Annotated in this window: 4 protein-coding genes; all 4 read right to left on the bottom strand. The window is 76.0% G+C overall.

What is annotated here, in order from left to right; translation table 11 throughout:
* On the bottom strand, positions 1–12,389 hold a 12,389-nt coding region (locus ACFXAM_RS31740; RefSeq protein WP_380296477.1), incomplete at its 3' end, for a type I polyketide synthase.
* Positions 12,390–12,494: 105 nt separating this feature from the next.
* Positions 12,495–14,105 carry a GMC oxidoreductase gene (locus tag ACFXAM_RS31735; RefSeq protein ID WP_380296478.1) on the bottom strand — a complete coding sequence of 537 codons (1,611 nt, stop codon included), beginning with the start codon at positions 14,103–14,105 and terminating at the stop codon, positions 12,495–12,497.
* Between the two features lie 118 nt (positions 14,106–14,223).
* The gene (locus ACFXAM_RS31730; protein ID WP_380296476.1) at positions 14,224–14,424 is read right to left on the bottom strand and encodes a ferredoxin; all 201 of its coding nucleotides are present in this window, start codon (positions 14,422–14,424) and stop codon (positions 14,224–14,226) included.
* 9 nt (positions 14,425–14,433) lie between these two features.
* A complete protein-coding gene (locus ACFXAM_RS31725) occupies positions 14,434–15,528 on the bottom strand; it encodes a cytochrome P450 (protein ID WP_380296474.1) in 1,095 nt (364 codons plus the stop codon).
* Between the last annotated feature and the right edge of the window lie 368 nt (positions 15,529–15,896).

The raw sequence follows: 15,896 nt of genomic DNA, 5'->3' as shown, positions 1-15,896 counted from the left end.
TAGAGCCCCTCCAGATCCCAACCACGATCCGCCGGGAACCCACCGATCGCATCACCACCCCCGGCCACCAGCCGCCACAACTCCTCCGGCGACGCGACACCACCGGGATACCGGCAACTCATCCCCACGATCGCGATCGGCTCGTCCGCCCCGGCCTGCTGCGGGAGCCCGGAGGACGCCCTCAGCGGCGCCGGCGCGCTCTCCTCGGCCGCGCCCGCCGCCGAGCCCATCAGCTCGGCCAGCAGGTGGCGGGCGAGCGCCTCCGGCGTCGGGTGGTCGAAGACCAGCGTCGCCGGCAGCCGCACCCCGCAGGCCGCGCTCAGCGCGTTGCGCAGCTCCACCGCCGTCAGCGAGTCGAAGCCCAGGTCCTTGAAGGCCCGTTCGGGATCGACCTGCTCCGGGGAGGCGTGGCCGAGCGCGGTCGCGATCTGGAGCCGGACCAGGTCCAGCAGGACGCGCACCCGCTCGGCCTCGGCCAGCGGGGCCAGGCGGCCGACGAGGGTGCCGGAGTCGCCCGCGGCCGGGGCGTCGGCGGCCCGGGTCCGCCGGGGGGCCGGCCTGACCAGCCCGCGCAGCAGGGCCGGGACCTCGCCGTCGGCGGCCCGGCCGCGGAGTCCGGCGGCGTCCAGGCGCACCGGGTAGAGCACCTCGGCGTCGCTCGCGGACGCGGCGTCGAACAGGGCGAGGGCCTCGGCGGAGTCCATCGCGGCCAGGCCCATCCGCCGGATCCGGGCGAGGTCGGCGGTGGCGAGCTTGCCGGTCATGCCGCTGCCCTCGGCCCACAGGCCCCAGGCCAGCGAGACCGCCGGCAGCCCGGCCGCCCGGCGGCGCTGCGCGAGGGCGTCCAGGAAGGCGTTCGCCGCCGCGTAGTTGCCCTGCCCGGCGCCGCCGAGCGTGGCGGAGACGGAGGAGAACAGCACGAACGCGGACAGGTCCGTGCCCCGGGTGAGCTCATGGAGGTTGAGCGCCGCGTCCACCTTGGGGCGCAGCACCCGGTCCACCCGCTCGGGTGTGAGCGCGGAGACGGTGCCGTCGTCGACCACGCCGGCCGCGTGCAGCACGGCCGTGAGCGGGCGCTCGGCGGGGATCGTCGCGAGCAGTGCGGCGAGCGCGTCGCGGTCGGCGACGTCGCAGGCGGCGGTGACGGGTTCGGCGCCCAGGGCGGTGAGTTCGGCCTCGAACTGCGCCGCGCCCTCGGCCGCGAGTCCTCGGCGTCCCACCAGCAGGAGGTGGCGCACGCCGTGCTCGGTGACCAGGTGGCGTGCCACCAGCCGGCCGAGCGTGCCGGTCGCGCCGGTGATCAGTGTGGTGCCTCCGGTCGGGAGGGTCCGGCCGGCGTCGGGCCCGGGGTCCGCGCTCCTCGCCAGGCGGGGCAGCAGGACGCGCCCGTCCCGGACGGCGAGCTGCGGCTCGCCGCCGGCCAGGGCGGCGGGCAGGACGGCGGCGGCGTCGGTGTCGCCGTCCAGGTCGACCAGCACGAACCGGTCCGGGTGCTCCGACTGGGTCGAGCGCAGCAGGCCCCAGACGGCGGCCTGGGCCGGGTCGACCGTCCCGGTCGCACCGTCGGGCGCGGTGGCGTGCCGGGTCACCAGCACCAGGCGCGAGGCGGTGAAGCGGTCGTCGGCCAGCCAGTCCTGGACCAGCCGCAGCGCGCGGTGGCTCGCGGCGCGGACGGCGTCGGCGAGGGCGGCCGGGTCGTCCGGCCCGGCGTCCACGGGCACCGCGGCCGTGACCGCCGTGTAGGCCGGCAGCGGAGCGTCGGCGAGCGCGGACAGCTCCGAGCCGTCGGCGGCGGCCTCCAGGGTCAGCACCGCCGACGCGGGCAGTGCCTCGCCCTGCGGCGCGTCCACCCAGTCGAGCCGGAACAGCGCGTCCCGCTCGGACCTGGCCGCCTCCCGCAGTTGCTCGGCCGCGACCGGGCGCAGCACCAGGGTTCCGACCGACGCGACCGGCAGTCCCGCGCCGTCGGCGACGAGCACCGACACGGTGTCCGGCCCGGCCGGGCTCAGCTTGACGCGGACGACGGCGGCGCCGCCGGCCCGCAGGTCCACCTCGCCCCAGGAGAAGGGCAGCAGGCCCTGTCCGGTCTCGGCGCCGGAGAGCAGGCCGAGCCAGGAGGCGTGCAGCGCGGAGTCGAGCAGCGCGGGGTGCAGGGCGTAGGCGCCCGCCTGGGCGGCGGCGGCCGTGGGCAGGGCGGCCTCGGCGAACAGGTCCTCGCCCCGGCGCCAGGCCGCGCGCAGGCCGCGGAACACCGGGCCGTAGCCGAAGCCCAGCTCGTCCAGCCGGTCGTAGAGGTCGGCGGTGTCCACCGGGGTGGCGCCGGGGGGCGGCCAGGCGCTCAGGTCGAACGGCTCGGCGGCTGCGGGCCCGCTCGCGAGCGTCCCGCCGGCGTGGCGGGTCCACTCCTGCTCGTCGAGCCGGTCCTCCGGCCGGGAGTGCAGGGCGAGCGTGCGACGTCCGGCGGGGTCCTCGGGGCCGACCGTGAGCCGCAGTTGGACGCCACCCTGGTCGGGCAGCACCAGCGGGGCCTCCAGGGTGAACTCCTCGACCCGGTCGTGGCCCACCTGCTGGGCCGCGCGGACGGCCAGTTCGACGAAGGCCGTGCCGGGGACCAGCACCACGTCGGAGACCGCGTGGTCGGCGAGCCAGGGGTGCGTGGTCTGCGAGAGCCGTCCGGTCAGCACCGTGGTGCCGTCCGGCAGTCCCACGACCGCTCCCAGCATGGGGTGTTCGGCGTCGGCGAGGCCGATCGCGGCCGCGTCGGCGGCCACCGGCATCCGGAGCCAGTAGTGCTGGCGCTGGAAGGCGTAGGTGGGCAGGTCGATCCGGCGGGCGCCCCGGCCGGCGAGGACCGCGTCCCAGTCGGGCGCGATGCCGTGGGTGTGCAGGTGGGCCAGCGCGGTGGTGAGGGACTCGGCCTCGGCGTGGTCCCTGCGCAGGGCGGGGACGGCGACGGCGTCCGGCAGGGTCTCCTGGACCATCGGGGTCAGACCGCCGGGGCCGACCTCCAGGAACGTGGTCACGCCCTCGCCCGCGAGCGTGTCGACGGCGTCGGCGAAGCGGACGGCGTGGCGGACGTGGCGCACCCAGTAGTCGGGGTCGGCCAACTCCTCCGCCGAGACCGGCCGTCCGGTGAGGGTGGAGACGATCGGCAGGGTGGGCGCGGCGAAGGTGACACGCTCGGCCACCGCGCGGAAGGCCGCGAGCATCGGCTCCATCAGCGGCGAGTGGAACGCGTGCGAGACCGTGAGCCGCTTCGTCCGGCGACCCTCCAGGAGCGCGACCACCTCCGCGACGGCGTCCTCCGATCCCGAAAGCACCACCGAGGACGGGCCGTTGACCGCCGCGATACCCACGCTGTCCTCGCGACCGGCGAGCAACGGCACGACCTCGTCCTCCGGGGCCTGCACCGCCACCATCGCACCGCCCGACGGCAGCTCCTGCATCAACCGGCCACGGGCCACCACCAGTTCGGCGGCGTCTTCCAGCGAGAACACGCCCGCGACGTGCGCGGCGGTGAACTCGCCGATCGAGTGCCCGGCCAGGAAGTCCGCCCGCACCCCCCACGACTCCACCAGCCGGAACAGCGCCACCTCGATGGCGAACAACGCGGGTTGAGTGAACTCGGTGCGCGCCAGCAGCTCCGCGTCCTCGCCGAACACCACCTCCCGCAAAGGCCGTTCGAGGTGAACGTCCACGGCGGCGCAGACCTCGTCGAACGCCGCCGCGAACACCGGGAACGACGCGCACAGCTCACGCCCCATCCCCAGCCGCTGACTCCCCTGCCCCGAGAAGAGCAGGGCCACCCGGGCGCCGTCCGGCCCGACCGCGCCGCGCACCAGGTGCGGGGCCGCCCCGTCCTGCGCCAGCGCGGCCAGTCCGGCCCGCAGGTCCTCCCGGTCCCGGCCCACGATCACCGCCCGCCGCTCCAGCGCGGCCCTGCCGGTGGCGAGCGAGAACGCCAGGTCGGCGAGGTCCAGGTCGGGGTGCTCGTCGAGGTGGGCGGCGAGCCGCCGGGCCTGCGACGCGAGGGCGCCGGCGTCCTTGCCCGACACCACCCACGGCAGCGGCAGGTCCACCCCGCCTCCGGGCTCCCCCTCGGCCGCGTCCGGAGCCGGGACCGCCTCCAGGATGACGTGGGCGTTGGTGCCGCTGACGCCGAAGGCCGACACGCCGGCCCGGCGCGGGCGGTCTTCCTGCGGCCAGTCGACGGCCTCCGTCAGCAGTTCCACGGCGCCCGCCGACCAGTCCACGTGCGGGGTCGGCTCGTCCACGTGCAGGGTCTTCGGCAGCAGGCCGTGTTCCATGGCCAGCACCATCTTGATCACACCCGCCACTCCGGCCGCCGCCTGGGTGTGGCCGATGTTGGACTTCAACGAGCCCAGCCACAGCGGCCGTTCGCGGTCCTTGCCGTAGGTGGCCAGCAGCGCCTGCGCCTCGATCGGGTCACCCAGCGTGGTGCCGGTGCCGTGCGCCTCCACCACGTCGACGTCCGCGGCCGACAGCTCCGCGTTCGCCAGCGCCTGACGGATCACCCGCTGCTGCGACGGCCCGTTCGGCGCCGTCAGGCCGTTGGACGCGCCGTCCTGGTTGATCGCGCTGCCGCGCACCACGGCCAGCACCGGGTGCCCGTGGCGGCGCGCGTCGGAGAGCCGCTCCAGCAGCAGCATGCCGACGCCCTCGCCCCAGCCCGTGCCGTCCGCCGACGCGGCGAAGGCCTTGCAGCGGCCGTCGGCGGCCAGGCCGCGCTGGCGGCTGAACTCGACGAAGACGCCGGGGTCGGCCATCACGGTCACCCCGCCCGCCAGCGCGAGCGTGCACTCGCCCTGCCGCAGCGCCTGCACCGCCAGGTGCAGGGCGACCAGCGAGGACGAGCACGCCGTGTCCACCGTCACCGCCGGCCCCTCCAGGCCGAAGACGTAGGCCAGGCGGCCGGAGACGACGCTGGCGGCGCGTCCGGTGAGCAGGTAGCCCTCGACGCCCTCGGGTGCCCGGCCCGGGCCGGAGGCGTAGTCCTGGCCGTTGGAGCCGACGAAGACGGCGGACGCGGTCCCCTTGAGCGTGGCCGGGTCGATGCCGGCCCGCTCGAACGCCTCCCAGGAGGTCTCCAGCAGCAGGCGCTGCTGCGGGTCCATGGCCAGCGCCTCGCGCGGCGAGATCCCGAAGAAGGCGGCGTCGAACTCGGCGGCGTCGTGCAGGAACCCGCCCTCGCGGGAGTAGGTGGTCCCGAGGTGCTCGGGGTCGGGGTGGTAGAGGGTGTCGAGGTCCCAGCCGCGGTCCTCGGGGAAGCCGGTCAGCGCGTCGGCGCCGTCGGCCAGCAGCTGCCACAGCTGCTCGGGCGAGTGGACCCCGCCGGGGAAGCGGCAGCTCATCGAGACGATGGCGATCGGCTCGCCGTCCGCGCCCGGACCCGCCGGGTTCACCGGGTGCGACGCCTCGCCCCGCTCCTCCCGCTGCCCGCCGGCCTCGGCGTGCAGGTAGCCCGCCAGGGCCGTGGGGGTGGGGTGGTCGAACACGACGGTGGTGGGCAGCCGCAGGCCGGTCGCCGCGGAGAGCCGGTTGCGCAGTTCGACGGCGGTCAGCGAGTCGAAGCCGACCTCGCGGAAGGCCCGCCCGGGCTGGACGGCGGACGGTCCCGCGTGGCCGAGCACCGTGGCGGCCTGCGCCCGGACCAGTTCGAGGACCGTGCGGGCCGCGTCGGTCGCGGACAGCCCGGCCAGCCGCTGGGCGAGCGCCGGTCGGCCGCCGGCGCCGTCCTGCGCCCCGGCGGCGGCCGTGGCCGCTCCGCCGTCCAGCAGCCGGCGCGCCTCGGGCAGGTCGTTCAGCAGGGGGTAGCGGCCGGTGACGGCGAAGGCCGCCACGAAGCGGTCCCACGCGATGTCGGCCACGGTGACCGCGGTGTCGTCGTGCTCCATGGCCCGGCGCAGCGCCTCGACGCCGAGGTCGGCGGGCATCGGGACGATGCCGCGGCGGCTGAGGTGCTGTTCGACGGCGTCGGCCATCATGCCGCCGGAGCCCCAGGAGCCCCAGGAGACGGCGGTGGCGGGCAGGCCCTCGGCGCGGCGCCGGTGGGCGAGCGCGTCCAGGAAGGCGTTGGCCGCGGCGTAGCCGCCCTGGCCGGCGTTGCCGACGACACCGGCCACCGAGGAGAACAGGACGAAGAAGTCCAGCTCGCGGTCGGCGGTGAGCTCGTGCAGGTTGAGGGCGGCGTCCACCTTGGGGCGCAGGACCCGCTCCAGGCGTTCGACGGTCAGCGCGTCGAGCACGCCGTCGTCCAGGACACCGGCGGCGTGCACGATGCCGGTGAGCGGCGGTTCCCCGGCCAGCGAGTCGAGCAGCGTGCGCAGCTGGTCCCGGTCGGCCACGTCGCAGGCGGCGACGGTGGTGCGGGCGCCGATGGCCTCCAGTTCGGCGCGCAGTTCGGCGGCGCCCGGCGCGTCCTGGCCGGCGCGGCTGGTCAGGACCAGGTGCTCGGCGCCGTCGTGCGCCAGTCGGCGGGCGACGTGGGCGCCCAGGGTGCCGGTGCCGCCGGTGACCAGGACGGTGCCGCGCGGTCGCAGTCCGGCCCGGGCGGGGGCGGCGCTCGCGGCGGCCCTGACCAGCCGCCGGCCGAGTGCCACGCCGTCACGGACCGCCAGTTCGTCCTCGCCGCGCGAGCCGCCCAGGGCGCCGGCCAGCAGGGCGAGGGAGCGCTCGTCCGGCTCCTCGGGCAGGTCGATCAGGCCGCCCCAGCGCTGCGGGTACTCGGCGCCCACCACGCGTCCCAGCCCCCAGAGCTGGGCCTGCGCCGGGCTGCGCGGCGGGTCCTGGGGACCGGTGGCGACCGCGCCGGAGGTGAGGCACCACAGCGGGGCGCCGAGGTCCGCGTCGCCGAGCGCCTGGACGAGGGCGACGGTCGCGGCGAGGCCGGCCGTCACCCGGTGGTCCGGCAGCTCCTGCTCCGCGTCCGCCAGCAGGGACAGCACTCCGGTGAGGCCGGCGGTGTCCAGCCCGGCCAGCCGGGCCGCCAGCCGCCCGCGGTCCTCGCCGGGCTCGACGGTGAACAGCTCGGTGCGCGCGCCGTGCTCGGCGAGCGCGCGGCGGATCGCGGTGAGCCGGGGCGGCTCCCCGTCGGCCGCGGCGGCGGAGGCGGCGACCGGGGCGGGGGCGACGACCAGCCAGGTCCCGGTCAGCGCCGCCGGGGTGCGCGGCAGGGGCCGCCAGTCGATCCGGTAGCGCCAGCCGTCGACCGTGGCGGTCTCGTCGGCCTGCCGCCGCCAGGCGGCCAGACCGCCGAGCACCTCGGCGAGCGCGGCGTCGGCGTCCAGGGCCAGGGTGTCGGCCAGCGTCCGGAGGTCCTCGTTCTCGACGGCCTCCCAGAACCGCGTCTCGGCCGCGTCGCGGACCGCCGGGGCCGCGGCGGCGGGCGCGTCCGGGTCCAGCCACAGGCGGCGGCGCTGGAAGGGGTAGGTCGGCAGGGCGAGGGTGCGGGCGGCGCGGCCGGGGAAGACCGCCGGCCAGTCGACGTCCACGCCCCGGACGTGGGCCTCGCCGAGCGCCCGCAGGAACCGGTCGGGGCCGCCCTGTCCCCGGTTGAGCGAGCCCACCACCTCGGCGGGCGCCCCGGCGGCCTCCGCGCTCTCCTGGACGCCGAGGGCGAGCACCGGGTGCGGGCTGGCCTCGACGAAGACCTGGTGGCCGTCGGCCAGCAGCCGCCGGGTGGCCGACTCGAACTGCACGGTGCCGCGCAGGTTGCGGTACCAGTAGGCGGCGTCGAGCTCCGCGCCCCGGACCACCTCGCCGGTGACCGTGGAGTAGAACGGCACCTGCGGGGCGTGCGGGGTGATGCCCGCCAGCGCCCCGGCGAGCTCCTCCTCGATGGCCTCGACGTGGGCGCAGTGCGAGGCGTAGTCCACCGGCACCCGCCGGGCCCGCACGCCGTCCAGCTCGCAGGAGACCATCAGGTCGTCCAGCGCGTCCGCGTCGCCGGAGACCACCACCGAGCGGGGGCCGTTCACGGCCGCGACGCCGATCCTGCCGTCCCAGCGGGCCAGCCGTGCGGTGACCTCCGCCGGCGGCTGCGGCAGGGCCACCATGCCGCCGAGCCCGGCGAGCCGGGCCAGCAGCCGGCTGCGCAGCGCGACGACGCGGGCCGCGTCGTCGAGGTCGAGGGCGCCCGCCACGCAGGCGGCGGCGATCTCGCCCTGGGAGTGGCCGACCACGGCCGAGGGCCGGACGCCGGAGGCGGTCCACAGCTCCGCCAGCGACACCATGACGGCCCACAGCGCGGGCTGCACGACGGCGGCGGCCTCCAGCGCCGGTGCGCCGGGGGCGCCGCGCAGCACGTCCTCCAGCGACCAGTCGACGTAGGGGGCGAGCGCGGCGCCGCAGGCGCGCATCCGCTCGCGGAAGACCGCCGAGCCGTCCAGCAGGTCGACCGCCATGCCGGCCCACTGCGAGCCCTGGCCGGGGAAGACGAAGACCACCCGCCGGCCCTCGGCGGCCTGGCCCTGGGCGGTGTTGGGGGCGGTGCCGCCGGCGGCCAGCGCCCGCAGCCCGTCGGTCAGTTCCGCGTGGTCCGCGCCGACCACCACGGCCCGGTGCTCGAAGGCGGTGCGGGTGCGGACCAGGGCGTGGCCGAGGTCGGCGGGGTGCAGTCCGGGGTGGGCCTCGGCGTGCGCGAGCAGCGCGCGGGCCTGGGCGGCGAGGGCCTCGGGGGTGCGGGCGGAGAGCAGCCACGGCACGGGTTGCGCCGCGCCCTGCGGGACGGCGTCGGCGGCGGGCTCGGCGGGCTCGGCGGGTGTGGTGGCCTCGGCGGCCTCGTCCCGGTCGGTGGCGGGCGCCTGTTCGAGGATGGCGTGGGCGTTGGTGCCGCTGATGCCGAAGGAGGAGACGCCGGCCCGGCGCGGGCGGTCGCCGTCGGACCAGTCGACGGGCTCGGCCAGCAGCCGCACCGCGCCCGCCGTCCAGTCCACCCGGGTTGAGGGCTCGGCCGCGTGCAGGGTCCTCGGCAGGGTCCGGTGCTGGAGCGCGAGGACCATCTTGATGACGCCCGCGATGCCGGCCGCGGCCTGGGTGTGGCCGATGTTCGACTTCAGCGAGCCCAGCCACAGGGGGAGTTCACGGTCCTGCCCGTAGGTCGCCAGCAGGGCCTGCGCCTCGATCGGGTCGCCGAGGCGGGTCCCGGTGCCGTGCGCCTCCACCGCGTCGACGTCGGCCGGGGCGAGCCCCGCGACGGCCAGGGCCTGGCGGATCACCCGCTGCTGCGCGGTGCCGCTGGGGGCGGTCAGTCCGTTGCTGGCGCCGTCCTGGTTGATCGCGGTGCCGCGCACCAGGGCCAGCACGGGGTGGCCGTGGCGCCGGGCGTCGGACAGCCGCTCCAGCAGGAGCATGCCGGTGCCCTCGGCGAGGCCGAAGCCGTCCGCCCGGTCCGAGAAGGCCTTGCAGCGGCCGTCGGGCGCCAGGGCCCGCTGGCGGCTGAACTCCAGGAACATGCCCACCGTGGGGATGACGGTGGCGCCGCCGGCGAGCGCCAGCGAGCACTCGCCCGAGCGCAGCGCCTGCACGGCCAGGTGCAGGGCCACCAGGGAGGAGGAGCAGGCCGTGTCGACCGTCACCGCCGGCCCCTCCAGGCCGAAGGAGTAGGCGATCCGCCCGGAGGCGACGCTGGCGGTGCTGCCGGTCAGCAGGTACCCGCCGAGTTCCTCGTCGCCCTGGTGCAGGCGCGGGCCGTAGTCCGGGGTCATGGCGCCGACGAAGGTGCCGGTGCGGCTGCCGCGCAGGCTCCGCGGGACGATGCCGGCCCGCTCGAAGGCCTCCCAGGCGGTCTCCAGCAGCAGGCGCTGCTGCGGGTCCATGGCCAGCGCCTCGCGCGGCGAGATCCCGAAGAACTCGGGGTCGAAGTCGGCGGCGTCGTGCAGGAACCCGCCCTCGCGCTGGTAGTAGCGCCCGGCGAGGCCGGGCTCGGCGTCGTAGAGCCCGTCGACGTCCCAGCCGCGGTCGCGCGGGAGGGCCGAGAGGGTGTCCTCGCCCGCGCTCAGCACCCGCCACAGCTCCTCGGGGGTGCTGATCCCGCCGGGCAGGCGGCAGCTCATCGCGACGATCGCGATCGGCTCGTCCCAGGCGGCCACCGTCTCGTCCTCGGCCGCCCGCTCGCCGGCGCCGAGCGCCTCGGTCAGCAGACGGCGCACCAGGGAGGCGGGCGTGGGGTGTTCGAAGACCACGGTGTGCGGCAGGGCGAGTCCGGTGGCCTCGCCCAGCCGGTTGCGCAGTTCGACGGCGCCGACCGAGTCGAGGCCGAGGTCGCGGAAGGAGCGCTCGGCGGTGATCGCGCCGGGGCCGGCGGAGCCGAGCAGGGTGGCGACGACGGCCTGCACCAGTTCTCCGGTGACCCGCTCGTGCTCGCTCGCGGGCAGGGCGAGCAGCCGCTCGCGCAGGCCCGTGCGGCCGGCCGGGCGGGCCCGCTCGTCGCCCGGACGGCGGAAGGCGTAGGTGGGCAGCGGCACGGGGCGCGGGGCCGGGGCGCCGGCGGCGGCGACCGCGGCGGGCCAGTCGACCTCGGCGCCCCGGACGTGGGCCTCGGCGAGCGCGGTGTGCAGCCGGCGCAGCCCGCCCTGCTCGCGGCGCAGCGAGCCGAGCACGGCGGCCTCGCGGCCCTCGGCGGCGGCGCTGTCCTGGACGGCGGCGGTCAGCGAGGGGTGCGGGCCGACCTCGATCAGCAGGTCGTGGCCGTCGGCGACCAGCGCGCGGGTGGTCCGCTCGAACTGCACGGGCCGGCGCAGCAGCGCGTACCAGTGGTCGGCGTCCGCCTCGCTGCCGTCGATGCGGGCGCCGTCCAGCGAGGAGTAGAGGGGGGTGTGGGCGGTGCGCGGGCGCAGGCCGGCCAGCCCGTCCAGCACCTGGGCGCGGATCTCCTCGATCTGGGGCGAGTGCGCGGCCACGTCGACGGCCACCCGGCGGGCGCGCACGCCCTCGGCGTTCAGCTCGGCGAGCAGGTCGAGGGCGGCGTCGGCGTCGCCGGAGACCACCACGGAGGCGGGCCCGTTGTACGCGCTGATCACCAGCCGGCCGTCCCGGCGGGCCAGGCGGGCGGCGACCTCCTCGGCGGGCAGCGGGATGACGACCATCGCGCCGCGGCCGGCCAGCGTCGCCTCCCAGCGGCTCCAGACGGTCACCACCCGGGCCGCGTCGGCCAGCGTGAGCGCGCCCGCGAGGTGGGCCGCGGCGATCTCGCCGAGGCTGTGGCCCGCCACGGCCCGCGGCCGCACGCCGAACGCGCGCCAGGTGTCGGCGAGGGCGACCTGGAAGACGAACAGGGCGGGCTGGATGACCTCCACGCCCTCCAGCGGCCGGGCGCCGGGGGCGTCGCGCAGCACGTCCAGCACGTCGAAGTCCAGGTGCGGGGCGAGGGCCGCCCGGCAGGCCTCGGCGGACTCGCGGAACGCGGCGCAGGTGTCGAGGAGTTCGGCGCCCATGCCGGCCCACTGCGCGCCCTGGCCGGGCAGCAGGAGGGCGGCGCGGGCCGGGCCGGCGGTGCCGCGCACCAGGTTGGCGGCGAGGTCGCCGCGGGCCGCGGCGGCGAGCCCGGCGAGCAGGTCCTCGCGGGTGTCGCCGAGGACGACGGCGCGTTCGGCGAACCGGTGGCGGGTGGTGGCCAGGGCGTGGCCCACGTCGGCGGGCCGCAGCGCGGGACGGCCGGTCAGGTCCGCGTGGAGGCGCTGCGCCTGGGTGGCGAGCGCCCCGGGGTCGGGCGCGGAGACGACCCAGGCCACCGGGTGCGGCGCGGCTGCGGTGGCCGGTTCGTCGTCGGGGCCGGCCGCCGTCGCGGGGCCGGGTGCCGGCAGGAGGTTCTCGCCGTCGAGCACGGCGTGGATCCGGTCGCCGTCGGCGAGCGCGCGGGCGAGCGGCTTGAGCAGGACGGCGCCGTGGGCGTCCTGCTCCGCCGGCCCGTCGGGGCCGGGGAGCAGCGGGTCCGGTCCGGCGACGAGCGCGAGCTCGTGCGCGCCGCTGCACAGGCTCGCGCGGGCGGCGTGCAGGGCCTCCCGCACGGACCGGGTGACGGCGACGCCCGCGCCCCCGCCGGCCAGCCTCAGCGCGGTGCCGACCAGGGCGGCGAAGGCGTCCTCGCCGCCGTCGTCGTCCGGCCCCTGCGGCAGGGCGAGGAAGACACCGGTGCCCGAGCCCGCCGGCGCCGAGGGTACGACGCCGGCGTCCTCCAGGGCCTCCCAGAGCGGTTCCAGCAGCACGGCCCGGTCCGGGCCCGCCACCGCGGACCCGGCGGACGGGAGCCCGAAGAACTCCGCGTCGATCCCGTCGGAGGGCCGTGCCGGGCGGCGGGCCGCGCCGATGACGGCGACCGCTTCCCCGGTCATCATGTCGAACGCGGGTTTAACCGAATCGAACTCGCTCATTACCATGCTCCATCGACCTGATGAATGACAGCCAGAACCGTGCATTTTCCGCGCGGACGCAGCGCCGCGTCCGCGCGGAAATCCGCCGAGGGCCGAACAGTCGTTCTAGCGGGCGGTGATGTCCTGCTGGATGATGCGCTCGATATTGCGCTCGGCCAGCGCCGTGATGGTCACGAACGGATTGACACCGATGGACCCCGGAATCAGTGAACCGTCGGTGACGTACAGGTTCTGGTAACCGGCGACCCGGCCGTAGCCGTCGGTCGCCTTTCCGAGCACGCAGCCGCCGAGCGGGTGGTAGCAGAAGTCGTCGGCGAAGTTCTTCAGCGAGCTGCCGAAGAGGTCGTAGCGGTACATCGTGGTGTTGGCCGCGTTGATCCGGTCGAACAGCGACTTGGCGGCGGCCACGGCGGGCGCGTTCTGGGCGCGGGTCCACTGGAGCCGGGCCCGGTCGGTGGCGGCGTCGTAGACGAAGGTGCCGCGCTGGGGGTTCTTGGTGATCGCCAGGTACAGGCTGACCCAGGTCTCCAGGCCGGCCGGCATCGGCGCGATCTCCGCGAAGACCGGGGCGGCGGCGTTGTCCCAGTCGTCGATGCCCAGCGCGGGGATCGAGGACTGGCGGGCGCCGGTGGGGTTCCACACGTGGTTGGCGCGCGCGGTCATGATGTTGCCGTTGGGGCCCCAGCCCGCCCCGACCTCGGCGTTGAGGTTCGGCAGCGTGCCGGTCTCCCGGGCGCGCACCAGCAGTTCGGTGGAGCCGAGGCTGCCGGCGCCCAGGAACAGGTGGCGGCAGGAGATCCGCCTGGTCTCCACGACCTTCCCGCCGGTGTCGATCCGGTCCACGCCCAGCAGGTAGGTGCCGTCGGCCTGCCGGGTGATCGTCCGCACCCGGTGCAGCGTCTGGATCACGACCTTGCCGGTGCCCAGCGCGGCGGCCAGGTAGGTCTTGTCGAGGCTCTGCTTGCCGTGGTTGTTGCCGTAGATGACCTCGCCGGCCAGCGCGGACTTCGTCGCGGTGCCGGCCTCCTCCTGCTGCATGTAGCCGAAGTCGTAGACGTTGGGCACGAACACCGTGCCGAGGCCCGCCTTGGCCGCCGCCGCCCGGGAGACCCTCGCGTACTGGTACCACTCGGTCTGCTCGAACCAGCCCGGCGGGATGTGGTTCACCCGCAGCATGGTGTTGGCGCGCGGGAAGTACCGGTCGTACATCTCCTGGGAGTCGACCTGCGGGAGGACCTCCTCGAAGTACGAGCGCCGCGGCTGCACGGCCATGCCGCCGTTGACCAGCGAGCCGCCGCCGACGCCGCGCCCGACGTAGACGGACATCTGGTCGTAGGCGACCCGGTCCAGCACGCCGGTGTACGACTCGATGTCGCGGTTGACCACGTCGAGCCAGAGGAACGAGCCCAGCGGCGCCTCGGTGCGGGTCTTCAGCCAGCTGGAGCGCTTGTCCGGGCTGAGCATCCCGCAGTGGACGTTGCCGTCCGGGCCGGGCTGGTTCCACAGCTGGCCCATCTCCAGCATCAGCGTCTGGACGCCGGCCTCGCCCAGGCGCAGCGCGGAGACCGCCGCGCCGTAGCCGGTGCCGATCACCACGGCCGGCACGAAGGTGACGTCGGAGCCGGAGCCGGAGCCCGGGCCGGCGGCGGCGTGGGCGCGGCCGGGGGCGGCGATCGTGGTGGTGCCGGCGAGCGCGGCCGCGCTCAGCGCGGCCATGCCGAGCAGGCGGCGGCGGGACAGGTTCTGGTTCTCGGACACGCTCTCTGTACCTGGCCTTCCGACCCGGGGACCGGGTCTTCGTCGAACGGGTGGTCTGGGTGGGGACCGCCGGGGTTCAGCCGTTCTCGTGCACCGTGATGGCCGTGCACGGACAGCGGTGCGCCGCCTCGCGGACGGCGGGGTGGAGGTCGGTGGGCGGCTCGGCGTCGAGCAGGACGACGGTGCCGTCCTCGTCGTCCTGGTCGAACACCTCGGGCGCGGTCAGCGTGCACATGCCCGCGCTGCAGCAGAGCTCCTCGCTGATCTCGATCCGCATCGGCCCGGGCTACCAGGCCACCGGGAGCCGGTAGACGCCGTAGACCTGCATGTCGTGGCGGAGTCCGACCTCCTCGGCCGGCACCGCGAGGCGCAGGCCGGGGAAGCGCCGCAGCAGCGCGCCCAGGGCGCAGCGCAGCTCGATCCGGGCCAGCTGCTGGCCCAGGCACTGGTGGACGCCGTGGCCGAAGGCGAGGTGGTTGGCCATCACCCGGGTGACGTCGAGGTCCTCGGGCTCGGTGTAGCGCTCGGGGTCGCGGTTGGCGGCCGCCAGCGAGATCATCACCACCTCGCCCGCCCTGATCAGGTTGCCCTCGATCTCGACGTCCTCCAGCGCGGCGCGCGTCGGGCCGTGGTGCACGATGCTCAGGTAGCGCAGCAGTTCCTCCACCGCGCCGTCCATCAGCGAGGGGTCGGCGCGCAGCGCGGCCAGCTGCTCGGGGTGGTTGAGCAGGGCGAAGGTGCTCAGGCCGATCTGGTTGGCGGTGGTCTCGTGCCCGGCGACCAGCAGCAGGAAGGCGATCGAGGTGAGCTCCTCGTCGGTGAGGTTGCCCTCCCCGGTGATCAGGCCGCTCAGGATGTCGTCCCCGGGCTCGGCGCGCTTGGCCAGGACCAGGCCGTGCAGGTAGGAGCCGAGGCTCGCGAAGGCCGCCGTGACGTCCTCGACGGAGGCGCCGAAGCTGCTCCAGACCTCGGCGTCGCGGTGGAACTGCGCGCGGTCCGCGTAGGGCACGCCGAGCAGTTCGGTGATCACCAGGGTGGGGATCGCCAGCGCGAAGTGCTCGAAGAGGTCGGCCGGGGAGCCGACCTTCTCCATCGCGTCCAGCCGCTCCTCGACGATCCGCTCGATCCACTCGGTGAGCAGGCGCATCCGGCGGACGGTGAACTCGCCGACGAGCAGCTTGCGGTAGCGCTGGTGCTCGGGGGCGTCGTGCTGGATGAACATGCCGGGCGGGGCCGCCGGCGCTTCCTCCAGCACCGCCGAGCGGGGAACCGGCGGGTGCTTCAGTTCGCCCCGGGCGCTGAAACGGTTGTCGGAGAGCACCGCGCGGGCGGTGGAATATCCGGTCACCAGCCAGCCGAGGTGGCCGTCCGCGAAAGCCATCCGGGTAATCGGGGTTTCTTCGCGCAGTTTCCGGATCTCGGCCGGCGGATTGAAGAATCCCTCGCGGACGGTGGTGAAAGTCGTGGGCTGTGCCGCGGTCATGTTTCGCCTTCCAGGAGTTCCCGAGGATTGTGCACGGGCACGGGGGCCGCCTCACCCCGTACCGCAATGTGCCGTGTCAGCCGCGGTCATGACACTAGGAAGGCGAAGTGAAGACTGTCAACGAAATCCAATACCCGCGGCACTAACCCTGTGGAGGCGGGGCCGGGGGTTCGGTCGCCCCGGGGTCCGGCGGGGACTTCGGTTCGGTACGGTTCGGTTCGGTCGGCCGCCGGTACGGCCGGTCGCGCTTCGGTTCGGTCGGCGAC

Source organism: Kitasatospora sp. NPDC059462, from assembly GCF_042749955.1.
In the GTDB taxonomy this organism is placed as follows: domain Bacteria; phylum Actinomycetota; class Actinomycetes; order Streptomycetales; family Streptomycetaceae; genus Kitasatospora.
Note: the sequence above shows the minus strand (reverse complement) of the source record. Positions and strands in the feature narration are given on the sequence as shown.

Coding starts and splice junctions, on each gene's coding strand:
- ACFXAM_RS31735 (WP_380296478.1), bottom strand. CDS start 14,105: ATGGCCGCGCTGAGCGCGGCCGCGCTCGCCGGCACCACCACGATCGCC.
- ACFXAM_RS31730 (WP_380296476.1), bottom strand. CDS start 14,424: ATGCGGATCGAGATCAGCGAGGAGCTCTGCTGCAGCGCGGGCATGTGC.
- ACFXAM_RS31725 (WP_380296474.1), bottom strand. CDS start 15,528: ATGGCTTTCGCGGACGGCCACCTCGGCTGGCTGGTGACCGGATATTCC.